Annotated in this window: 19 protein-coding genes; 5 read left to right on the forward strand and 14 right to left on the reverse strand. The window is 42.4% G+C overall.

Annotation, left to right across the window (positions count from 1 at the left end):
* Nucleotides 1–15 precede the first annotated feature (15 nt).
* Both rpmF and plsX read left to right on the forward strand, forming a co-directional pair.
* On the forward strand, nucleotides 16–210 hold the full coding sequence (rpmF, locus tag BLS44_RS16305; protein WP_090391287.1) for a 50S ribosomal protein L32: 195 nt from the start codon (nucleotides 16–18) through the stop codon (nucleotides 208–210).
* A 101-nt stretch (nucleotides 211–311) separates the two neighbouring features.
* Nucleotides 312–1,262: a phosphate acyltransferase PlsX gene (plsX, locus tag BLS44_RS16310; RefSeq protein WP_090391288.1), complete on the forward strand. Its 951-nt coding sequence runs from the start codon at nucleotides 312–314 to the stop codon at nucleotides 1,260–1,262.
* Here the strand turns inward: plsX and BLS44_RS16315 are convergent.
* The 8 genes from BLS44_RS16315 to BLS44_RS16355 all read right to left on the reverse strand — a co-directional run bounded on the left by BLS44_RS16315 (nucleotide 1,259) and on the right by BLS44_RS16355 (nucleotide 10,102).
* Entirely contained in the window at nucleotides 1,259–2,182 is a 924-nt protein-coding gene (locus BLS44_RS16315) for a glycosyltransferase family 2 protein (protein WP_090391289.1), read from the reverse strand. The genes plsX and BLS44_RS16315 overlap by 4 nt on opposite strands.
* A gap of 21 nt (nucleotides 2,183–2,203) precedes the next feature.
* Entirely contained in the window at nucleotides 2,204–4,384 is a 2,181-nt protein-coding gene (locus BLS44_RS16320) for a glycosyltransferase (RefSeq protein WP_090391290.1), read from the reverse strand.
* 598 nt (nucleotides 4,385–4,982) lie between these two features.
* Complete coding sequence (locus BLS44_RS16330; protein WP_090391292.1) at nucleotides 4,983–5,609, reverse strand: hypothetical protein; 627 nt, start codon at nucleotides 5,607–5,609, stop codon at nucleotides 4,983–4,985.
* Nucleotides 5,610–5,792: 183 nt separating this feature from the next.
* A complete protein-coding gene (locus BLS44_RS16335) occupies nucleotides 5,793–6,395 on the reverse strand; it encodes a hypothetical protein (RefSeq protein WP_090391293.1) in 603 nt (200 codons plus the stop codon).
* Between the two features lie 265 nt (nucleotides 6,396–6,660).
* On the reverse strand, nucleotides 6,661–7,230 hold the full coding sequence (locus BLS44_RS16340; protein ID WP_090391294.1) for a hypothetical protein: 570 nt from the start codon (nucleotides 7,228–7,230) through the stop codon (nucleotides 6,661–6,663).
* 94 nt (nucleotides 7,231–7,324) lie between these two features.
* On the reverse strand, nucleotides 7,325–8,077 hold the full coding sequence (locus tag BLS44_RS16345; protein WP_090391295.1) for a hypothetical protein: 753 nt from the start codon (nucleotides 8,075–8,077) through the stop codon (nucleotides 7,325–7,327).
* Between the two features lie 136 nt (nucleotides 8,078–8,213).
* A complete protein-coding gene (locus BLS44_RS16350) occupies nucleotides 8,214–9,050 on the reverse strand; it encodes a hypothetical protein (RefSeq protein WP_090391296.1) in 837 nt (278 codons plus the stop codon).
* Nucleotides 9,051–9,181: 131 nt separating this feature from the next.
* A complete protein-coding gene (locus tag BLS44_RS16355; RefSeq protein ID WP_090391297.1) occupies nucleotides 9,182–10,102 on the reverse strand; it encodes a hypothetical protein in 921 nt (306 codons plus the stop codon).
* 158 nt (nucleotides 10,103–10,260) lie between these two features.
* Between BLS44_RS16355 and BLS44_RS16360 the strand changes: the two genes are divergently transcribed.
* The gene (locus tag BLS44_RS16360) at nucleotides 10,261–10,464 is read left to right on the forward strand and encodes a cysteine peptidase family C39 domain-containing protein (protein ID WP_090391298.1); all 204 of its coding nucleotides are present in this window, start codon (nucleotides 10,261–10,263) and stop codon (nucleotides 10,462–10,464) included.
* Between the two features lie 28 nt (nucleotides 10,465–10,492).
* On the opposite strand, the gene BLS44_RS16365 is transcribed toward BLS44_RS16360, so the two are convergent.
* Together BLS44_RS16365 and BLS44_RS16370 are read right to left on the reverse strand one after the other, a co-directional pair.
* Nucleotides 10,493–11,320 (reverse strand): hypothetical protein, encoded by an 828-nt coding sequence (locus tag BLS44_RS16365; protein WP_090391299.1) that lies wholly within the window; start codon nucleotides 11,318–11,320, stop codon nucleotides 10,493–10,495.
* Nucleotides 11,321–11,408: 88 nt separating this feature from the next.
* Nucleotides 11,409–12,332 carry a hypothetical protein gene (locus BLS44_RS16370; protein WP_090391300.1) on the reverse strand — a complete coding sequence of 308 codons (924 nt, stop codon included), beginning with the start codon at nucleotides 12,330–12,332 and terminating at the stop codon, nucleotides 11,409–11,411.
* A gap of 158 nt (nucleotides 12,333–12,490) precedes the next feature.
* Here BLS44_RS16370 and BLS44_RS16375 point away from each other — a divergent pair, with 158 nt between their 5' ends.
* Complete coding sequence (locus tag BLS44_RS16375) at nucleotides 12,491–14,797, forward strand: peptidase domain-containing ABC transporter (RefSeq protein WP_090391301.1); 2,307 nt, start codon at nucleotides 12,491–12,493, stop codon at nucleotides 14,795–14,797.
* Entirely contained in the window at nucleotides 14,778–16,121 is a 1,344-nt protein-coding gene (locus BLS44_RS16380; RefSeq protein ID WP_090391302.1) for a beta-barrel domain-containing protein, read from the forward strand. The genes BLS44_RS16375 and BLS44_RS16380 overlap by 20 nt, the downstream gene beginning before the upstream one ends.
* A gap of 97 nt (nucleotides 16,122–16,218) precedes the next feature.
* Here BLS44_RS16380 and BLS44_RS16385 read toward each other — a convergent pair whose 3' ends face one another.
* The 4 genes from BLS44_RS16385 to BLS44_RS16400 form a co-directional block, all read right to left on the reverse strand.
* Entirely contained in the window at nucleotides 16,219–17,622 is a 1,404-nt protein-coding gene (locus BLS44_RS16385) for an MBL fold metallo-hydrolase RNA specificity domain-containing protein (RefSeq protein ID WP_090391303.1), read from the reverse strand.
* Between the two features lie 278 nt (nucleotides 17,623–17,900).
* Nucleotides 17,901–18,380: a DUF4442 domain-containing protein gene (locus BLS44_RS16390; protein WP_090391304.1), complete on the reverse strand. Its 480-nt coding sequence runs from the start codon at nucleotides 18,378–18,380 to the stop codon at nucleotides 17,901–17,903.
* Between the two features lie 23 nt (nucleotides 18,381–18,403).
* Nucleotides 18,404–18,901, reverse strand: coding sequence for a thioredoxin family protein (locus BLS44_RS16395; RefSeq protein ID WP_090391305.1), 498 nt, complete (start codon nucleotides 18,899–18,901; stop codon nucleotides 18,404–18,406).
* Between the two features lie 50 nt (nucleotides 18,902–18,951).
* Entirely contained in the window at nucleotides 18,952–21,339 is a 2,388-nt protein-coding gene (locus tag BLS44_RS16400) for a TonB-dependent receptor (protein WP_090391306.1), read from the reverse strand.
* Nucleotides 21,340–21,371 lie beyond the last annotated feature (32 nt).

Below are 21,371 nucleotides of genomic sequence, written 5' to 3' on the forward strand. Positions count from 1 at the left end.
TTAATTTCATTAGTTATGCCAAATCCTAAACGCAGGCACAGCCAGCAAAGAAGCGCAAAACGCAGAACTCACTATAAAGCAACTTCGGCTACTTTAACAACCGATGCAACTACAGGCGAAACGCATGTACGTCACCGTGCGCACGTAAGCGAAGGAAAACTGATTTACAAAGGAAAGGTTGTTGCAGAAAAAGCGCCTTCAAAAGCTTAAAAAAAACGTTAAGTCCCGTTTACTTAACTTGTTCATTCCAAATTCATTGACGACCTTTGGTTGGTAATGTATTTGGAATTTTTAATTTTAATCCGTATAAGATGAATATTGGAATTGATACAATGGGGGGAGACTTTGCCCCACTTGAAGCATTGCGGGGGATTAAAAAATATCTTTCAGAGAATAAGGACAATCATACGATACGGCTAACCCTGTTTGGAGATGTGCAGGAGCTTAACAGGATCATCACCGAAGAAGCGATCTCTACGGACCGCATACAGGTTGTACCTACCACACAGGTCATCGATATGCACGAGCATCCGACGAAGGCTTTAAAGGAAAAGCCCCACTCCTCTATTGCTACGGGGTTTCATTACCTGGCTAAGGACAAAACCGATGCATTCATCAGCGCCGGCAATACGGGTGCGATGCTGGTGGGTGCGCTTTTTAACCTGAAAACGATCGAAGGGATCCTGCGCCCGGTCATTTCATCCATTATTCCCAAACAGGGCGGCCGCACCGGCCTGATCCTGGACGTAGGGTTGAATGCGGACTGCAAGCCGGAACAGCTGAACCAGTTTGCCACCCTGGGCGCCGTTTATGCCCGGCATATCCTGGAGATCCCGGATCCCAAAGTAGGGCTCGTAAACGTGGGAGAAGAAGAAGGCAAGGGCAACCTGCTTACCCAGGGCGCCTATCCCCTGCTGAAGGCTAACAAAGCCATTCATTTTATCGGCAACATCGAAGGACGCGATACCTTTAATGACAAAGCGGACGTAATGGTCTGCGACGGGTTTACCGGCAATATTATCTTAAAGCTGGCCGAATCCATTTATGATATCACTCAAAAAGAAGGGCTGGAAAATGCTTATCTAAACCGGTTCAATTTTGAGATCTATGGCGGCACACCGGTACTGGGAGTCGAAAAACCAGTGATCATCGGGCACGGTATTTCAAAAGCCACTGCTTTTTGCAATATGATCTACGTGGCGGAGAAAATGCTGCAAACGGGGGTATTGCAAAAATTAAAAGAGGCCGTGCAGCAGCGTTAAATGCCGGTTCCGACTTTGTTAATTGATCTTAAAAGACGTTCTGTCCTTACAAAATCAGGTTCTTCCATTATTTCTTTTGCTGTTTCAAGAAAAAACAGACCCCATTTATCGGTTAAATTAATTTTTAGCCGGCACCAGTAGGTTAAAATAATTTTTGTCAATGAAGCAAATGCTCTTTGATAACGCTGCTCCAGCAATTCCTCATTGATACCACCTACTATTTTAAAATAATAATCTCTTAATAATAAATTAAATCCCGCAAACGCAGCTTCCTGTTTCTGTTTTGTGAAAGCACTTCTTCGTAAATGTGAATCGGGGCATTCCAAAAACGAAATCCGTGGGATTTGCAATAATGCCCTGATATTTAATTCCACATCCTGCAAACGGGGATAATTCTCGTTCCAGCCTCCAATCCGCAATAAAAAATCTCTTTTCCAGGTAGCTCCGGTGGTTGTCCAGAGTATTCGGTGTTCAATAAATGCCGCAATCATTTCATCCAAAGAAAAGTTTTGGGCGCATTTGAATGTGCCAATTGCTCTATCCAAGCTTGTATCAAAATGAACGGTTGGGGATATCAACAGATCAACCTTCTTACCCGACAAAACGTCAGCCCTGTTTTGCAAACAAAAGGGCAATAATATATCATCCGCATCTAAAAAAACGAGGTACTTTCCATTACTTTTATTCATGCCTAAATTCCGGCACACATTAGCCCCCTTCCCCGAATCATTTTTTATAAATAAAAATCGATTATCGCCACATACGCAGTTTTGCACGCTTACAGCTGTATAATCAGTAGAATAATCATCCACTATAATACATTGCCATTCTTTAAAAGACTGATCTTTAACCGAATGAATCGTTTCAATGATGCTGTCTGCATTGTTATGCGCAGGTATGACGATTGAAAAAAAAGACATATAATACTATAAACTATAATTTCATTTAGGCCCCCCACAAAAATTTTCTAAAACATATTGCTTCATTTGTGCAGTAAGGTTTTCTGAAAAATCGTATTGCCCCTTTAATCGGTAAAACAATTTATCCAACCATTGCTGTAATGCCCATTCTTTCTCCGGCGTATTAAAATATCGTTTTCCGTAACCAAAACTAATCGCCATATGTATAGCTAATTCAGAGGAAGTATACTCCACGCCCAGCCTTTCCAGTTCGTCTGAAAGCAAGGCCGCTATATGCTTGTTTTTCATGTTTGCGTGCTCTGAAAAGGCATGGGCATCACTCATTCGGCGATATGTTAAAAAATCCGGAATACTGGCAAACCCGAATTGGGCGGCTATCTTAAACCATAAGCTATGATCCTCCACATCCGGGTACTTACTGGTATAGCGGTACTTTTTCAACACATGGGAACGGATCATAACAGAAGAAGATGAAAACGGGTTTTGAAATGACATGATCGCTTTTATTTCTTTATCCGCAACCGGGTATTGCGTTAGTCCAATCATTTTTCCGGAAGGATCTATCACATAATGATGGCTACCCGTTACTGCTATACGACTATGTTTTTTGTTTTCCAAAAAACGCACCTGTTTTTGCAGCCGCTCGGGGTGCATGACATCGCCGGCACCTATTCTTGCGATGTATTTTCCTTTGGCTGCTTTTATACCTTTGTTCAGCGTTTTTACAAGCCCCTCGTTCGTATCGTTTTTGAGGAAGACAATCCTCTCGTCTTTATAGCTTTTAATTATAGAGCCCGATTTATCTGTTGATCCGCCATCTACTATTAGCAATTCAAACTTCGAATAGGCTTGTCCTAAGATGCTGTTTATGCATTCCCGTAAATGGGTTTCGGCGTTGTAACAATATAGCAAAACTGTTACCAAAGGATCCCATTCAGAAACAATTATACCCGCAGCCGACTCACGTTGATCAATCAATTGTTCATAAACGGCAACTGTTGCTGCCGCCATACGTTTTGCCGTAAAGTTTTTTTGGGCCTGGTGGCGGGCATTGGCTGCATATCGGGCAGCTGTTTCAGGATTTTCGAAATAAAATTGTATGCTGTCGACCAACCGCTTTTGATTAATATACGGATTGCGTCTGCCTAATATCAGCGGAACTTTAAGTCCGCAATCATCCGGCACTATTTCTCTTAATCCATCAACATCAGACACGATAAGAGGCAAGCCAAAATACATCATTTCAATAGCGGTATAACTGCATTGCTCTACATAAGAAGGCACTATCCCAATATCCGCCATCTGATAGAACTCATAAAGTCTTTTTTTATCCAAAAAGCCCGTAATCGTTATCTTTGAAAAAACTGTGTTACTGTTTTTTAGAACCTCATCATAATTGCCGGTACCTGCTATTACGAGCCGAGCCCCTACAACGTCTTCATTCTTCGTACTTTCCTGTAGCAAACCAAATGCTGCCACCAAATCGTTAACCCCCTTGCTCTGATGGAGTTTCCCTGCAAAAAACAGGATCTTCTCCTTCTGGCCGAAGCCATACTTTTTCCTGAGCCTTTCTTTCTTATCAGAGGTTCTGATACTTTCAAGTCCATTGTAGATAACTGAAATTTTTGATTCCTGTACCTGTAACATTTTTTGCAAAGCCATCTTTGCAAAATCAGTTACACAGATAACATGATCTACCGAGTCATAACTAACCTTCTCCCGTATCAGTGCCGGGTGAATAGTTTCAACAGATGCCGGGCCTTTCAATTTTTTATCAAGATAAACAAAAGTAGCGTAGTCTTTAATAATAAAATCACGCCAGGGAATGCAGTGTTTTGTCAAAACCGTTTTGCAGCCGGGGATCTGCTGCTTCAATAACCGGGCAAAGGGTGCCTGGTTGATCCAGTTAAAATGGAAGATAATATTCTGCTTATTAGCTGTTTCGCCAGCCAAATATTCAGCAGCCTTTTTATCAAATCTTTCTTTGTCAACGGGAATATCTATAGGCCCGGGTATAAAATAGTGAAGGTTATTTTTAATTTGCTTTTTCAGAAATCCATCTTTCACATTACTATTTACCCAAACAAAATGTAAGCAGATCCTTTTTTCTTTAAATAGTTGCAGCTGCAATTGGCTTACATAAGTTGCCAGCCCATTTGTTTTAAAATGACTGTGGTAGTCAATCAGGTACAGGTATATCATATCTTATTATAGAGGTATTCCATATTCATCTTTGTCTAATCCTGGTTTTAGCAGAACATTAATATCCCTCAATAAAAAACTTTCATAGCTAAATCTCACCTTAACCTCCAACTATAGTTTGCGTTTTATCGTCAGGATGCGCAGGTTTAACGTTTTTTAAGATCAATAAACGTTAAGAGCATTGTTTCAAGCCTCAGAATAAGAAAAGTATATTGAGCACTGAAGAGGACCGAAGAAACTTTTCTTAAAAACATGCATTGAAATGGTACAAAGTAAGTGTTTTAATCTTTTTAATAGAATATATATAAAGCAGTACAACAAATTAGCAATAACAAGCATAGAAGAAAAATTGCATATTTAATACCCTTCCTATAAACATACAATATCAAACTGTTTGTCAGTATGATTACCATTATTAAAACACCCCTCGTTCCAATTATTTGCGGCTTCTTAACTATAAAGTAGATTTCAAAAACGAATAGAACAACAAATAGAAGTACATAAAAAAATCTAAACATAAAAACTGGTTACCTTAAATAAAATATAAATATTTCACCATCTATGCATACTGACTCCGGGCAATTCGGAAAACCTATTATCAAAGAGTAATTGTCCCCAAGTGTAAACCGTCAGCTGATGTAAAAGTATATGTGGCTGAATCAAAACCGGAAGAGGAGAATATCTCTGCCCTTTCTACAATAATATTGCCTTCCCGAAGGTAATGGATGGCGTCCTGTATATTCCCATTATGTTGCGAGTTCGCATATGCTAATAATGCTGACGGTATTGCTGTTCCTGAGCTCATTACACCAGCTTGAAAACCATAGACAGCCATTAGTATATCACTCAAAGTACCTAATGAACCAGCCAGTTCGTATCCTTGATTATAACTCATAGCAGTTGTAGTCGAAATGTAACCAGGAGCAACGGTCCTACTAATAACCGTCCCCGAGGATGAAACAATTATTTCTTCCAAGTCGCTCCCATAATGCGGTGCATTATAATCCGGTTCACCACAACCCATCCAAGTCCATCCACTATCAGCTCCCCAAATCCAGTATTCACTACTTATTCCGGTGTCTCCGCTGCTACCCCCCTTATAAGAAGCCAAGTTTTCTTTTGTAATTCCTTCAAGGCCCCTCTCCAACTCTTCAAATGCAAGTTTTAGTTTTCTTTTATGGCTACCCCCATCAACAAATTGTTTTAAAATTAGTTTCTTTCTCATATGCGTATTTTTAAATTTAAATATTTAAAAAAAAGGTTGTTTCATTGATCCTGGCGGACTTTTTATGCGTTTGGCATATACAAATAAAATTAATGCGGGATCGTCAATAAAACTCAAAGAGAGCAATCCAAACTCAATAGTTCCTTGGTCCAACTTCCCTCTAAAAAAGAATAAATCCGGCTATCATTTTAAAGCTTCTTCTACAGGTGCCCAAAATGAAGCCGGGTCAATCCATTTACCATCTTCTTTGACATTCTTGTTCTCTTCATAGGAGAAAGTGGATTCCCAAACCCGGTATTCTGGCATCAATTTCAACCGCCTGACAAGCCTGTTTTTTGAATCATATTCATACCGGCTATACGTTATCTTTTGCCGCTCAATTATCTCTTTCCGGGCTTTGTCATAAACCTTATTCCACCATTCCATATACACCAGCCTTCCATTTTCATTGTAATAGGATACAACCGAATCCTCAAAGTTGCTTATCTTGTTCCGCGTTAGGAAAGTTTGCTTAATCGTTTTGAGTTTCAACCCATTTTTACCAATGAATGAAACCACCAACGAATCATTGTTATACCTTGCGCTATCAATGCGCCCAAGATGCTGCAAAACCAATAACTCGTACCCCTGTAGCTTTACAGTTTGCTGAAGCTGTTTTAAATAGTTAAAAATTTTATTGCTGACCACTACACTATCTGTGCCAACATTGTGCAGTGTTTTCGTTGATACCTGCCCATAGGGTGCCAAACAAACAAACAAAGCAATTAAAAGAAATGTAAATCTCATTGCGCACCGACTATTTTAATCATTAAAAATCAGGAGTAAAACCTGTTTTCACTACGCCCCGGCCGCTTTTCCAACAACACAAGCTGATTCATAATAAGCCGGCATCAAAATTATTTCTTTTCTCGGTCAGTGAGGACACTGACCGTGGCGTGGGCCGTGGTTTGTGTCCTCACAAACCACTAGTAATTACGCATTTTAATAAAAGTGATCCCGGTTCATTATCAACTCCCCTCCTGTTTTTACATCCGATTTATCGTATGGCCGGTCAATCCCAAAATCCCCGTCCAGAATCATCATTAAACTGGCTTTTTTTCCCGGCTGAATCATATTTAAAGGATAATTTTTTTATCAAGGGGGTCGGCAAATAAACTACGTGTTTGGTTATCCGACCCATAGTATCGTATTCACTCCTGGAACGGCCCTGCCTGCTGAAAACAAATACAGTGTCAGGCTTCCTATTATTATCCATCAAATAATATGTTCTATGCCAGTTTTCAATATATTCCGGTTTCCCATTTTTATTAAAGAAAAACAAACTCGATTCAACCGTAGTGTTATTACGGTACAGAAGCTTTTGTTTTTTGATCAGATGACCCTTGTTATCAAAAAAAAGTGTAACACTCGAATCCTTGCTTTTATGTACAACATTCTCTTCGCCCAACTCCGTAGCGAGCCGAAGCTGATAGTTCAGCATATTATTCTGATCCCTTAAATGTTCAATCATCTGGTAAAGACCGCCTATATCGGTTTTCCGATTATCCGGATCCGGTTTCGACTGGCTCAAACAAGCTATTGTCTTCAACAGGATCATTGCTATCAATATAAATTTTGCCATACCTGAAAATCGATTTGCCGATACGTTCCTTTCTGATCATTGCTCCTGCCAGCCATTGTTAAAGATGTCACCTCCTGCCATAGGGTTCAAGTCCTTACAAAATATCAAAATAAATTGAGTTACATACCACCTGAGAAGGTATCGCACTATCGTAATTCAAGATTTTTTTTATAGCTGTATTCTTTTCTGACAAAACGGTCAGCTGCGGTGCATACCGGATCTCATACCGTCCCGGCAATAATTTTTGAATATCAAGAAGAACGACAAAGTAATTTTTATAGCAATCATTTGCGTTCAGAAACAAACATTCATGAAGTAAGAATGCCCTCAGCCCAATCGTATCCGTATTGGATAACTTTGCCTTTTCATTCAGATACCTTTGGACAATGGTATTGTTGGCATTTTTATTCTTCATGGCTATTGAATCAATAATAAATTTAAGGAACTTCCCTTTGGCAATTCCGGACATTCTCTCTAAACTTATCGGATCAAATGATTGCACTACAACATTCTTAGGCAGAGGGGGACGTTCAATTTGAGCGAAAGATCGCCCTGAATAGTAGGCTCCATCTATTTCTTTAAAAAGCACTCCATTTCTGTAAAGGGATAACGTTTTTCTATTTTTTGAAAGCAGCCTTTCCGATGCTTGTGGTATGTAGATATTGCTGCCAGTTTCATTTTTAAAAGATATGCCAATAGCAATTAAGCGACCGGTATCCGCTTTATCCGGGTTGAATATAACCGCCATTTCTGCAGCAAGGTCTACTTTTGACTTTTCCTGCGAAAAGACTGCAACAGTAATCAGTAGCAGCAGTGTTTGAATGCAGAGAGCAAGTTTAAATTTCATTCATATCGTTTTTATAAGTGTGCAACGGGGAGGGGTAAAGTCAGTCCATTTCTCCTATGCGTGTCTTTTAATTTCACACTCACCAATTTTTTTGGGGGCCTCGTTGCAATATTCAAGGATTTATACCAGCTATAGTTTACCTGCCTGTTATATTGACCATTGTACGCGGAGATGTTAAAATTGAAACCGTTCCATCATTGTTTATGCGAATATAAATTTTAATGTAAGATTCATAGGTAGCATTACTTTCTATAAGCTTCGCAGGAGACCAACCATGAACCTGTTGTTCAAATACTTTTTGAACTTTATCTGAATAAACGGACTTCCGGCCCACAATCAGCTCCAGATTCCTTAATACGCCATCTTGCATAACAATGCCACGAAATACAATAATTGAATCAGCTGGCTTTAATACCTGATTGGCATATGGGCGAATTTTTTCTGCAACTTTACTCATATCCCCTGCGTATTCCGGAACAGTTGCTAATACTCTTCGTTGCCGGCTGCTTCTATCCTCCTCCACAGTTGAAGAAGGAGCAAAGCTACAACGTACAGAATCCATATATACCGTTGCAGTGGCTATTACACATTGGTTGCAGAGATCATCATCGTTCCTTCGTCTTACGACCTGTTGGGGACACTTAAAACTGCTATATAATTTTTTAAAAATAACGGAATCCACTTCATGATCCGATTTATAGTATTCTCTAAGTCGCCTCGCTTTATCATCTTTAAATAGTACAAATATCCCGTATGGTCTTTCATCCGAAAAGCTTACGACCAGCTTTTCTATCATAGGGTGAGTTCTGAAAAACGCATTGTTAGCTGTATCCGGAACAGTTATCAAACGGTATTCGCTTAAACTATTTACGGCTGAACTACTTATACTCTGTGCGTATACTCCGTTTAGATTAAATAATGCAAATAGTGCAACAATCAAAGTCGTTTTTTTTACGGACGGGTTACCATTCATAAGCAAGAATATTATAATAGTTTGAAAACATTACCCCCCCCTTCTATCGTCTCTTATAATATACAATTGTTCCTTGTTCATAATCACCTTGTTTCTCAGGGTCGGTCTCATAACCTCTTCGAAACTCATACTCATTGGCCCAATCCCTTGTTTCTCTTACCCCCCCCTTTTCCGTGGAATGCGCCAGTTGTCGGGTTATATTGCCCCGCATGAGAAAACTGGCTACCCACATATACTATCGCCAAGGATGCCTCCGTTAAGTTTGTCGTACTCTCGTAATAAGACGAGAGCATAGTCGTAAACCCCGTAAACTCGTCAAATTGTGTAGCCTCATTGTCAATAAACCAATAGTCTCCATCAGCAAAAGCCGATCCATAGCAGTTGGCCATATATTTTTCGTCAAGCGGCAACACGTTCCCATTTAGATCAGAGGCGCTCAAAACCTTATAGGCTATCACATCTCCACCTGTTGTAGTCAATGTAACTTGCTGCATATATAAACTGATATCGTACTTTTCATAAATAATATAAGTATCACTTGGAATTGCAACAATATTACCATCACTATCCCTAGTCCAGGGCCCACGACCAGCTTCAGGAGTTGGCACTGGCTGTGGCCCATAGGTTTGAAAATACGAAGTATATAAAGCGCTAAAATAGCCTCCGCCACCACCATCTCCTCCTGTTCCTGAATTGTAGCCACTATCCCCGTAGTAATAATAGCCAGAGCCCGAACTTCCGTTCCAACCACTGCCTCCATAGCTGGCATACACCATTACCGGATCCATCACCAGGTAGCCTTCAGAATAATAATTGCCGTTACTATCCTGGGTAACCACAAATCCATTCTGCCGCATATAATCCACAAATCCCTCTATTGTGAAGCCAGAAGAATCAAAACCTGAAGAGCCAGAACCTCCTCCTTTATACATTAATTGTTCATGTCTGCCAATAGCAGCCATCTCCCTTTCCAATTCTTCAAATGCCAGTTTTAGTTTTCTCTTTTGCCTGTTTTTTGCTGAAGGATGCTTTAAGATAAGGTTATTTCTCATAAATAAGTTTTTAAGTTTTGTATCTCACGAATTTCGTAAAAAAAAAAATAAAGATATCAAAATAAAATAGTTAAATTTTCGTTAAACAAATACACCCATAATTCTTCCTATACAATTTACCCAATATTTGCTTCACAATCAAAGCTACTTCCATAAAAATGAAATCCCATAGCTTCCCATGCGATCGCCAGCTTGATATGATGGACTGCGGCCCGGCCTGCTTAAAAATGATTGCCAAATATTATGGAAAATACTACAGTCTGCAGCACCTGCGGGACAAATACGGCATCACAAAGGAAGGCGTTTCCTTTCTGGATTTAAGCCATGCCAGAGTGGTTTTCTGCAAAGCATTCCACATTTAGAACAGACCTTCTCACTCCGAAAAGGTTATTATTCATCAATAAAAGCAGATTCGATTGCTAACTTTGGAGATCCATTAATTTCAGGTTTGCTTTTAACAATCTTTAAAAAAAATGGAGCACAGTCTATTCTTTGAGGAATATACTGTTTATATTGAAGGATCATTTCTAAATTGCTAAATGCCGCCAGCCCGTCTTTCGAGTTCTTTGAAGGCACATGTAGATATGGCTCATATCTAATCTCATAATCTCCTGGTTTTAATTTATTTGTATTTAAAAACACAACGAAATAATTTGAATGAGTCTCCCCTGCCTGTAAAAAAAGGCATTCATTATTTATGTATGCTGTCAAGCGGGATTTTGGTACTGGTTCTGAAAAATCCGGGTTTGAATAAATGTAATGAGACGCTATTGATGCTTTTGCATTTTTATCATAATTTATTAAACTAATAGAATCAAAAATATAGTTCAAAAACCGGCTTAAATTTTTTGAATTATAACGCTCGACAGTCGGATAACCATGAAGCGATTGTATAACAACATTCGTATCCTTACTTGGGGGAACAAAACTCAAACTTTTTCCTGAAAAAATATAGTCATTTAAGCGATCGTAATATTTACCATCCTTATAGAGGATTAACATCCCTTTTTGCTTTGAAAGCATCGTATGTGAGGTATATGGGATATATATATCACGACTGGAGGTATTTTTTAATGTAACACCCAAAGTAACAATCGAATCCGGTGCTCTCAATCCATGTATATTAATAAGATTTATTTGTCCAACTACAGAATTATTTTGTGCAACAGATGCTGTAGTAAGAAAAAAAAGAAACGGTGCTAAATAAAAATAATGCATGATGTTTAACCTTTTAAAATCATCCCAAAATCTAAAAATCTGGTTGATTCCTTATCAAAAATGCTTAGCAGACTATAAAACTCAATCACTAAGGTTTCCAATGGGGATCATCTTCCAAATTTGAATTGGAATTTGCACCATTATCTACTGCCTCGTCCCTAGCATTTAATGCCTCCGCCGCAAGTCCTAATCTGTTATGCTGCTCATAATACTGCGCCTCAGCTTCATAGGCTCTATATTCAGAGTCTTGCCAAAGTTGATTTTTATCAGTATACACATCACCATATTCGTAGAAATTCCATGCGTGAACTGACTCATGTACTATAATACCCATTGCCCACACCGAATCTGCACTGGTTGCAACACTTGGCGCAATGAAAATTCTTATGGAACCATCGGAAAGCTGTTGAGTTATTCCATAAATAGATGCCCCATCACCACCATCTTTATAAATTGTTCCGTTTGTCAGGTGAAAACCACTTGGCAAGTCACTTGGGTCGCTTGAAACGGCAGTGTTCGCCGGTAAATCGAAATTCATACTATATTGAACTTGTGCCCAATTATTAGTTGGTGTTGGCCCATAAGTCTGAAAATACGACGTATATACAGCGCCGAAATAACTCCAGCCACCACCATCTCCTCCTGTTCCCGAATTGTAGCCACTATCCCCGTAGTAATAATAGCCAGAGCCCGAACTTCCGTTCCAACCACTGCCTCCATAGCTGGCATACACCACTACCGGATCCATCACCAGGTAGCCTTCAGAATAATAATTGCCGTTACTATCCTGGGTAACCACAAATCCATTCTGCTGCATATAATACACAAATCCCTCTATTGTGAAGCCAGAAGAATCAAAACCTGAAGAGCCAGAACCTCCTCCTTTATACATTAATTGTTCATGTCTGCCAATAGCAGCCATCTCCCTTTCCAATTCTTCAAATGCCAGTTTTAGTTTTCTCTTTTGCCTGTTTTTTGCTGGAGGATGCTTTAAGATAAGGTCATTTCTCATAAATAAGTTTTTAAGTTTTGTATCTCACGAATTTCGTAAAAAAAAAAATAAAGACATCAAAATAAAATAGTTAAATTTTCGTTAAACAAATACACCCATAATTCTTCCTATACAATTTACCCAATATTTGCTTCACAATCAAAGCTACTTCCATAAAAATGAAATCCTATAGCTTCCCATGCGATCGCCAGCTTGATATGATGGACTGCGGCCCGGCCTGCTTAAAAATGATTGCCAAATATTATGGAAAATACTACAGCCTGCAGCACCTGCGGGACAAATGCGGCATCACAAAGGAAGGCGTTTCATTTCTGGATTTAAGTCATGCCGCAGAAAGCATTGGGCTGCGCAGCCTGTCGCTAAAGTGTGCGATGGATGAGCTAATTATAAAAATACCGCTACCGGTGATTGTGCATTGGAATAATAGCCATTTTATAGTTGTTTATAAGACAAACCCACGTACCGGCAGCATTTATGTAGCTGACCCTGCCAAAGGTTATATCCGCTACCGAAAAGAAGAATTCGTCGCCAAATGGATCAAAAAAGCGGAGAAAGACAAAGGAATACTGATGGCCATTGAGCCACAGGCCGATTTTTACCAGCGCCAGGGAGAAGAGCGTATTGAACGTAAAAAAACTTTTGAAAATTTCCTCGGTTATTTCCGGCCCTACAAAAAGAGCTTTATCAACCTGTTTGTGGTAATGCTGGTGGTAACCGCCTTACAGGGACTTTTACCCTTTATTTCCAAGGCCGTCATCGATGTAGGCATCCAAACCCATGATGTGGATTTTATCACTATTGTACTTGTCGCCAATATTGCTATTTATGTGAGTATCCTATTGAGCAATATGGCAAGAGACTGGATCCTGCTGCATGTAACCGCCCGGGTGAATATTGCGCTCATCTCGGATTACCTGATAAAGCTGATGCTGCTGCCCATTACCTTTTTTGAAAATAAGATGACGGGCGACATCCTGCAGCGGGCACAGGACCATGAACGCATCCGTTCATTTATTATGAACAACTCCATCAACATGATCTTTTCCACGCTCACTTTTTTGGTGTTTGGCGCTATTCTTTTATTTTACAATACAACCATCTTTTATATTTTTTTAGGGGGAAGTACGCTGTATGTGGCTTGGGTATTGGGTTTTATGCGGCTGCGCAAAAAACTGGACTGGGAATATTTTGAGCTGGTATCCAAAAACCAGAGCTATTGGGTAGAGACTATTGGAAGCATCCAGGATATAAAGATCAATAACTACGAAAAACCCAAGCGCTGGAAATGGGAAGGTATACAGGCAAGGCTGTATAAAGTAAATGTACGTTCCCTCAACATCAATAATATCCAAAACCTGGGCGCCCAGTTTATCGACAACATTAAAAACCTGTCCATTACGTTTTATTGCGCCGTAGCCGTTATAAAGGGAGAAATGACTTTTGGCGTAATGATCTCCACCCAGTTCATGATTGGTATGCTGAACGGACCGGTGGTACAGCTGATCCAATTCCTGCTCTCCTACCAGTTTGCAAAAATCAGCTTTTTGCGGCTCAATGAAATACACCAGCTAAAGGATGAGCATGAAGATGTGGGTACCAATCCCATCGACCTGCCGGAAAGCAAAACGCTGATCATCAGAAATCTTTCTTTTCAATATACACCAACGGCGCCGGCCGTTTTAAAAAATATATACCTCATCATCCCGGAGGGAAAGGTGACCGCCGTTGTAGGGGATAGCGGCAGTGGAAAATCGACCCTGCTCAAACTGGTATTACGCCTGTACAAACCCTCTTTTGGCGAAATCCTGATCGGTAATATGAACATCAATAATATTAGCCTGAAGCAGTGGAGAGACAAGTGCGGCGCGGTAATGCAGGATGGAAAAATATTTAATGACACCATTCTGAATAATATTGTACTGGATGATGAAAAGGTGGACTATAAAAAATTAAAAAAGGCGTTAGATACCGCTAATATAGCTGCCGAAATTGAACGGCTTCCCCTGGGATATCAAACAAAAATGGGAGAACAGGGGCGCGGACTAAGCGGTGGGCAAAAACAGCGGATACTGATTGCCCGGGCTTTATATAAGGACCCGGATTACCTGTTTTTTGATGAAGCCACCAATTCCCTTGACACCCTCAATGAGCAGAAGATTGTGGCGGCCCTGGACAATGTTTTTAAAAATAAAACAGTAGTGGTTGTCGCTCATCGCCTAAGCACCATCCGTAAGGCGGATCAGATTGTTGTGATGCAGGATGGGCACATCGTGGAAGTCGGAAACCACGATAGCCTGATGCAGAAAAAAGGAAGATATTACCAGCTGGTTCAATCACAATTAGATCTGAGCAGTACCGTAATGACAGAAGCTCCCGTGGCAGCAATCAATGGAAAGGAAAGCGGAACTCCACCATTGCCCGAAAGCATAAAAAACCAAACAGAGAATGGAACCATTAGAGAATAATACGAAAGATGATACGGCCGAAAAATACCTTGGTACAGAACGCACCGAAGAAGTAAGAGACATTATTGAACGTATGCCTGCAAAATTTGGCTTGCGTATCAGTTTGATCGTGATCTTTATTTTCCTGCTCCTGGTACTTTTTGGTTTTATCATCCGCTACCCGGATATCGTAAAAGGGCAGGTAACGGTAAATACGTCAATCGCCCCTGTAAAATTAGTGGCCAATGCTTCCGGAAAAATAAAATTGAATATCCGGAACTCCCAAACCCCGGTGCAAAGTGAAGAGGTTGTTGCTTATATAAAAAATGCGACTTCGTATGATACGCTGAGGATGATAAAAGAAATCCTGGACACATATAACCCAAACAATAAAGGGAATACCAACATCTTATCTAAATTGCCATCTCAGGTTGCCTTGGGGGAACTGACTTCTAAGTATTATACTTTTTTGAGTAGCATGCATCAAATGGCCAATTTTAAAAATGACCGGTTATACGACAAGCAAATCGCCAGTCTTCAAAACCTCTATCAGCACCAGGTAAATGAGGAAAAAAACAGTATCGAAAGAATCGGGATTAATAGGGACAATCTGCAATATGCAGAGAAATTCCTTAAAAGAGATTCACAATTATTTGAATTGCGTGCGAGCTCTGAGGCTTCCCTTGATAAATCGAAAATGGACTACCTGAATAGCCGGGGCCAGCTTTCCATTGCCCACAGCGGACAGATAGAAGCCGCAAAACAAGCCCAACAAACGATCAGCAAGATTACAGAAATTGACGTTCAGAAGAGTGAAAAGCGCAAGGAGGTAGAAATTACATTATTAGCTTCTTTTAATGATTTAATGGATAATATTGCCCTTTGGGAACAAAAATACCTGTTTAAAGCACCCTTTAAAGGAAGAGTACAATTTTTGAAATTTTGGACAGATGATCAGTTTGTACAAGCACAGGAGCCGGTATTCACCATCGTTCCTGAAGCGGAGACTCCTTATGGGCAGGTACTGCTACCGGCTGTTGGTGCCGGGAAAGTAACCGTAGGACAGGAAGTGATCATCAAGTTAGACGACTTCCCTTATAACGAATATGGTTCTATCACCGGAAAAGTGAATACCATTTCTTTGACCACACAAACGGAACGAACGGCGCAGGGCGATGTAGAAATCTACCTGGTAACCGTAACGTTTCCCAACGGGCTTAGGACCAACTATGGCAAACCTATTGCTTTCAGACATGAAGCAAAAGGGACAGCCGAAATTATTACCCGTGACCGCAGGTTAATTGAACGGCTGTTTGATAACCTGAAGTATGCTTTAAATAGATAGTCTCCTCTCTCTAAGCGATGTCGCCAATTTGGCTTCTTTGCCATGCTTAAAACGCTGGGCGCCGCCCAGCAGTTTCATCAGCATATTTTCAAATTAATTACCCAAGCCCTATCTCAAAATGCCGTTCAGGGATCAGCACATCTACAAATCCTTTTTTTACCAGGCGCTGCTTAAACGCTACCTGCACATCCGGCTCCCCATGTACAAGAAATAACTGCTTAACAGCATTGGGATCCTGGCAGGCCAGCCACTGGCTCATATCTTCATAATCGCCATGGGCGCTCATGCTCCGGATCTGACCAATTTCGGCATTCACCTGGTGTTCCACACCAAAGATGCCCACTTCCTTTACGCCCGCCAGCAGCCTGCCTCCCAGCGAATGCGGCTCACAGTACCCGGTCATTACAATGGCATTGCGTGAGTTCTCAATATTATTACTGATATGATGCTTCACCCTTCCGGCATCTGCCATACCACTGGCAGAAATAATGACCATGGGGCCATTTTTAAAGTTCAGGGATTTGGATTCATCCACCGATTTGACATACCCAAGACCCGGGAAGCTAAAGGGATCGTCATCATTCTTTAACACGTTTTGAATCTGCCGGTTAAAGTAAAGAGGGAACCGTTTCACAACATCCGTTGCTTCAATACTCAGCGGGCTGTCTACATAGAACGGGATCTTCGGAAGCAGGTTTTGCGCTTCAAGCTGGTTGAGCGCGTAAAGGAGCTCCTGCGTGCGGCCCACGCTGAACGCAGGAAAAATGAGCTTTCCTTTCCGCTCCACGCAAACCTTGTTGATCCACTCCAGCAGCATCTGCGGTGTATCTTTAATATCCTCATGCAGACTGTTACCGTAGGTAGACTCCATAATGATATAATCTGCCTGTGGAAATACTTCCGGCGACCGGAGGATCACATCCCGGTACCGGCCCAGGTCTCCGCTGAAAGTGATCCGTGTTTCTTTATTATCTTCTTTGATCTGCAGATGCACACACTGGCTTCCAATAATATGACCGGCATCGGTGAACATGACCCTTACTCCATCCAGCACATCAAACCAAAGGTTATATTCCCTTGCTTCAAACAACCCCATCGCTCTTTTTGCATCCTCAACCGTGTACAGGGGGCGCAATAGTTCCGACGGAGCCCCCTGCCTTTTTTTCTCCAAAAAGCGCATATCACTTTCCTGTATCTCTGCGCTATCCATCAGTAATATATTGGTAAGATCCTTTGTTGCAGGAGAGCAGAATATCTTTCCACCAAACCCTTCCTTCACCAGCTTCGGGATCAGCCCTGAATGATCGATATGCGCATGGGAAAGGATCATAACATCTACCTCACTGCTGATGAACCCAAAATCCCGGTTCAGGGAATCAGTACGGTCGCCCATGCCCTGGTACATACCGCAATCCAGTAATATTTTTTTCCCGTTCTTCAGGGTGATCAGGTGTTTTGAGCCGGTTACGGTTTGTGCGGCACCATGAAAGGCAATCTTCATATCGTTTTACTTTATTTTTTGGATAAGATCTGTATTACCTAAACAAGATAAAGAAAGAATTGATAATGTGCATCATTTTAATTCATTTTTGGGCTTTTAGGGATCAGCGGTCCGTCGCCTGCTATCGTTCACTTTAAACGACCTTTCAACAATTCATCCCAAGCCCTGGATCTGCAAGAAGTGAAACGTATGGTCCGAGAACGCGGGCTACCGGTGAAAAATAAATTGGCTTCTCTCAAACCGCCACGGTTTCATCAGGTATAAAACACGGGGCCCCTTCAGCTCTTTGCCCTGAACGACCAGGTAATGCGGAACACAGCTACCGGCACACCCTGTTCATTAACGCCACGGGAAGTTGCCGTGAACTGCTGCGGCAGGTCTTCATCAACAGCCCGCTGAACAGTATTGCGAAGCGCTTCTCCGTCCGTACAGGTAAATACAGTGTTCCCTGTTGCTTTCTTAAAATACTCCGACTCCAGCTTTACCACCAGCAGGGCTATCTTAACCGGGTGCTCCAGGGTAGCTGCCATAGCCAGCACACCGGTGCTCAGCTCTGCCGCCATTGCCAGAGCGGCAAAATAAGTAGACCGGAACGGGTTCCTGGTCATCCACCGGTAAGGTACGGATACCGTACACGCCTTTGGATCTGCTGCACAGACCCGCAATCCGGCAGCCAGCGCAAGTGGTAGCCTGGACAATAAAAACATCCTGAATTTTACAGGATGTTTTAAGATCTTAAAAAATGTATCGGGCTGCATGAAACGGAATTTATAACCGGGATTTATTCTTTATACTTCCCGGGATCCAGCGCCCCGGGTGTCCAGTTCATCAAAAAATCAGATACCTTTTCTTTACTATACCCCTTGCCTTCCTCCAGGTATCCCGAGTTTTGGGTATGCAGCAGTTTCCCGTTTTTATCCAGGACCAGGAATACCGGGAAGCCAAAACGCTGGGGAAAGCTATAGGATGCCAGTACGGGCAGGTTTTTGTTCTCCTTGCTGTAATTAAGATGATATACGATATAGGATCTTTTCAAAAGAGAATCGGCAACGGTATCCGTTTTTGTAAACTGATCGAACCGCGCGCACCAGATACACCAGTTCCCTCCTATCTGCACCAGTACATGCTTGTTTTCTTTTTTTGCCCGGGACACAGCGCTCCGGATCCCTTCCTGCGCATCGGCAGCCGGATCATAGGCCCGAAAAGTTTTGAGATCCTGGGCGTTTGCCGTTATAACCGTAACAGCAAAAATGGTTAAAAGTAAAAGCTGTTTCTTCATTATTAATTGCGGGTTAAGTATTTCCGGCAACAAATATAACTACAGATCTGCTATTTAACGTTCCAGCTAAAAGGCAGGATCAGTTTTGCTGTAAAATTCCGCCCCATGTTAAACACACCGGCACGCCCGGTTACGGGATTCTCCGGTGCATACTTCAGCCGGCTCAGGTGCTGCTGGTAGGCTACATCCCCGATGTTACTAACGGCTAAGATCACAGCCGCCCGTTTCACACCGCCCAGGTAAATATCGCTGCCCAGCCCGGCATTGAACAGGGTGTAGCCGGATGTTGCCGTTTCTGTATTATACCCCGAAAAGAAATGCTGCTGTGCCGCAACATTATCCATTTCGACCTTTGCATAAAAATTCCTGAAGGCCTTCAGCTGCGTTGGGAACTCAGCCCTCAGCACCGTTAACAGGCGCAGCGGAGCAATCAAAGGAAGGTTGTCTGAGCCGTCTACTGCTTTTGTAAACGTTCCTTTTGTCCAGCTGAAGGCATTTTCAAAATGCAGCCAGTCCAGCGGGTGCGGGTGAATATCCAGGGTTGCCTCCACCCCCAGCAGGTTTGCACTTTGCTGGGTAAACCGGTATGCCGCCACGTCCCCGATCAGGGAATCGTTTCCGGAGCCCGTCAGCAGTTTCTGATAATAGATATAATTATTGATATGATTGATATACGGCGATACATTCAGCGAAACATGCTGCGTATTCACATCCAGCCCAAGATCAAATGCATAGGCATCTTCGCTCTTAAGATCCGCATTGCCGATCTCATAACGGAAAGTACCTTCATGAACACCATTGGCTGCCAGTTCTGCCATGTTGGGAGCCCGGAACCCCTTGCTGGCATTTGCTTTCAGTGTGATGTTGGCGTTAAAATCATGCGCCAGCCCAACGCTGCCCGAAAAACTGGACAGCTTCTTTGTAAACGGCTGAAATTTTTCTGTACCCTCCTCAAAGGTCTGCTTACCACTGATGCTGCGGTTATCAAACCGCAGTCCCCCGCTCAGGGTAGTGTTGCTAAATGTTTTGGAAGCATACCCATATATACCCATGTCCGATAAGCGATAGTCCGGGATCAGCGCTTCTTCGGCCCCGTTCCTGTTTTGCTGGCTCATCCCGTTCAGGCCCAGGGAAGTTTTCCAGCCGTTGATCTGTGGTAAATGATACGCCGCGCTATAATTAATCGTCTTCAGGTCAAAATAGGCTTCCGGGACCGAAGGTGCTTCAACATCCCCGAACTCCCTGCGCTGGTTTCGCTGAAATCCCGCCAGGAAGGTGATCCGGCCTCCGTTATCCAGGGAAACACCATTGTCTAAAGCCGCTTTAAAATGTTGTACCCGCTGATTGGGTATCAGGGGAGTTTTTCCTGTCAGCAGTTGATCACCCGGTTCATATCCCTCCAGGACCAGCCGGCCTTCCGCATCCCGCTCTCCTTCAACCATACCAACGTGCTGATCAAAGCTTGACAGGATCAAATGCGAATATCCCCAGGACCGGTTCAGCCCCAGGTAACCGCCAAAATTCTTTTCATTAAAGCGGCTGTTCAGCACATCCCCGTCATAACGGTTTTTATAGTCACCGGCACTTTTAAGACTTCCGTAGGCATTCCAGTTAAACCCGTGCACATTCCCGGCAATGTTGGCATACCCTCCCTGCATATTGTTATTACTGTTAAGGCTCCCGGAAAGACGGCCCCTGATGGTATTCTCCGGTACGGGGATATTTGTCAGAATATTCAATACTCCTCCAATGGCATCGCTTCCATACATCAGCGACGCCGGTCCCCGTAACACTTCGATCTTTTGTGCGCTGTATTCATCCAGCTCCACTCCATGTTCATCGCCCCACTGCTGCCCCTCCTGACGTACCCCATCATTTAAAGTAACTACCCGGTTATAGCCGAGCCCGCGGATAGAGGGTTTGGCAATAGCAGGCCCCGTGGTAATAATGGATACGCCAGGCACTTTGGCCACCGCATCCAGCAAACCGGTTCCGGAAGATTGCTGCAGCTCCTTTTGTGATAAGACAGAGATATGTGTAGGCGCGTGTTTTAGCTGGGTAGAGGAGGATACCCCGGTAACCACTACTGCCTCGTTCTCAACTACGGCAACGGCGAGCCTGAAATCCTGTATGGTAGCCCCGTTAATAACCACAGCGCCTACAAAAGACCGGTACCCCACATAAGATACCGTAATCACAAACCGGCCATTGGGCAAAGACCGAACAGCGTAGGCACCATCCCGGCCGGCAACAACATCTATTTTCAGGTCGGGCAACGAGATGGTGGCCTCGGGCAACGGCAGTCCCGTTGAAACATCCACAACCAGTCCCCGGAGGGAGCCCCCGGGTATTTCTTCTTTTCCAGTTAAGGGGGTAGCATTCCCCATCAAAAAAACAATCCATTGCAGGACGATCAGTCCCCATATTTTCTTTTGCATCCATTACATTTAATAAATAGAAAAAGCATGGT

The sequence above is a fragment of the Niabella drilacis genome (genome assembly GCF_900101395.1).
GTDB lineage: Bacteria > Bacteroidota > Bacteroidia > Chitinophagales > Chitinophagaceae > Niabella > Niabella drilacis.

Bases quoted from the DNA above. Each gene is read 5' to 3' on its own strand.
- rpmF (WP_090391287.1), top strand. From the start codon at position 16: ATGCCAAATCCTAAACGCAGGCACAGCCAGCAAAGAAGCGCAAAACGC.
- plsX (WP_090391288.1), top strand. From the start codon at position 312: ATGAATATTGGAATTGATACAATGGGGGGAGACTTTGCCCCACTTGAA.
- BLS44_RS16315 (WP_090391289.1), bottom strand. From the start codon at position 2,182: ATGTCTTTTTTTTCAATCGTCATACCTGCGCATAACAATGCAGACAGC.
- BLS44_RS16320 (WP_090391290.1), bottom strand. From the start codon at position 4,384: ATGATATACCTGTACCTGATTGACTACCACAGTCATTTTAAAACAAAT.
- BLS44_RS16330 (WP_090391292.1), bottom strand. From the start codon at position 5,609: ATGAGAAAGAAACTAATTTTAAAACAATTTGTTGATGGGGGTAGCCAT.
- BLS44_RS16335 (WP_090391293.1), bottom strand. From the start codon at position 6,395: ATGAGATTTACATTTCTTTTAATTGCTTTGTTTGTTTGTTTGGCACCC.
- BLS44_RS16340 (WP_090391294.1), bottom strand. From the start codon at position 7,230: ATGGCAAAATTTATATTGATAGCAATGATCCTGTTGAAGACAATAGCT.
- BLS44_RS16345 (WP_090391295.1), bottom strand. From the start codon at position 8,077: ATGAAATTTAAACTTGCTCTCTGCATTCAAACACTGCTGCTACTGATT.
- BLS44_RS16350 (WP_090391296.1), bottom strand. From the start codon at position 9,050: ATGAATGGTAACCCGTCCGTAAAAAAAACGACTTTGATTGTTGCACTA.
- BLS44_RS16355 (WP_090391297.1), bottom strand. From the start codon at position 10,102: ATGAGAAATAACCTTATCTTAAAGCATCCTTCAGCAAAAAACAGGCAA.
- BLS44_RS16360 (WP_090391298.1), top strand. From the start codon at position 10,261: ATGAAATCCCATAGCTTCCCATGCGATCGCCAGCTTGATATGATGGAC.
- BLS44_RS16365 (WP_090391299.1), bottom strand. From the start codon at position 11,320: ATGCATTATTTTTATTTAGCACCGTTTCTTTTTTTTCTTACTACAGCA.
- BLS44_RS16370 (WP_090391300.1), bottom strand. From the start codon at position 12,332: ATGAGAAATGACCTTATCTTAAAGCATCCTCCAGCAAAAAACAGGCAA.
- BLS44_RS16375 (WP_090391301.1), top strand. From the start codon at position 12,491: ATGAAATCCTATAGCTTCCCATGCGATCGCCAGCTTGATATGATGGAC.
- BLS44_RS16380 (WP_090391302.1), top strand. From the start codon at position 14,778: ATGGAACCATTAGAGAATAATACGAAAGATGATACGGCCGAAAAATAC.
- BLS44_RS16385 (WP_090391303.1), bottom strand. From the start codon at position 17,622: ATGAAGATTGCCTTTCATGGTGCCGCACAAACCGTAACCGGCTCAAAA.
- BLS44_RS16390 (WP_090391304.1), bottom strand. From the start codon at position 18,380: ATGCAGCCCGATACATTTTTTAAGATCTTAAAACATCCTGTAAAATTC.
- BLS44_RS16395 (WP_090391305.1), bottom strand. From the start codon at position 18,901: ATGAAGAAACAGCTTTTACTTTTAACCATTTTTGCTGTTACGGTTATA.
- BLS44_RS16400 (WP_090391306.1), bottom strand. From the start codon at position 21,339: ATGCAAAAGAAAATATGGGGACTGATCGTCCTGCAATGGATTGTTTTT.